This window comes from Bradyrhizobium sp. PRIMUS42 (genome assembly GCF_023006515.1).
Lineage (GTDB): Bacteria > Pseudomonadota > Alphaproteobacteria > Rhizobiales > Xanthobacteraceae > Bradyrhizobium.
Genome location: NZ_JALBGZ010001558.1, coordinates 1 through 499 on the forward strand (window position 1 = coordinate 1; position 499 = coordinate 499).

A 499-nucleotide genomic window follows, 5' to 3' on the forward strand; every position below is an offset into this window, starting at 1 on the left:
CGCCGCGCCGCGATCGAGGCGCCCCAGGCCACGACCAGGCCGAGCACGTCGGACAGATTGTGGCCGGCGTCGGCGAGCAGGGCGGTGGAGTTGCCGATATAGCCGTAGACGGCTTCGGCCACGACCAGCGCGGTGTTGAGCGAAATGCCGATCGCGAAGGCTTTGCCGAAATTCGCGGGGGCATGGACATGGCCGTGACCGTGACCATGACTGTGGTCGTGACCATGACCATGACCATGGGCATGGTCGCCATGATCATGGTGGTGATGACCGTGATGATCGTGGCTGCCCAATGCTAGCGCTCCCGGGAAGTCGCCAAATCAGGCGCCATTGTAGGCGTTTCGGTGCCTGCGTCACGACGGAACAGCACGTAGAGCGCCGGCAGCACCAGCAATGTCAGCACCGTCGAGGAGATGATGCCGCCGATCACCACGGTCGCAAGCGGCCGCTGCACTTCGGCGCCGGCGCCGGTGGCGAGCGCCATCGGCACGAAGCCGAG

Annotated in this window: 2 protein-coding genes; both read right to left on the reverse strand. The window is 65.7% G+C overall.

The features are described from left to right. Window positions 1–293: cation transporter (locus tag MOV75_RS41625; protein ID WP_247008701.1), on the reverse strand; the 293-nt coding region annotated here is incomplete at its 3' end. A 2-nt stretch (window positions 294–295) separates the two neighbouring features. Beyond that, window positions 296–499, reverse strand: a 204-nt coding sequence (locus tag MOV75_RS41630) for an efflux RND transporter permease subunit (RefSeq protein ID WP_247008703.1), incomplete at its 5' end; no start/stop codon positions are given.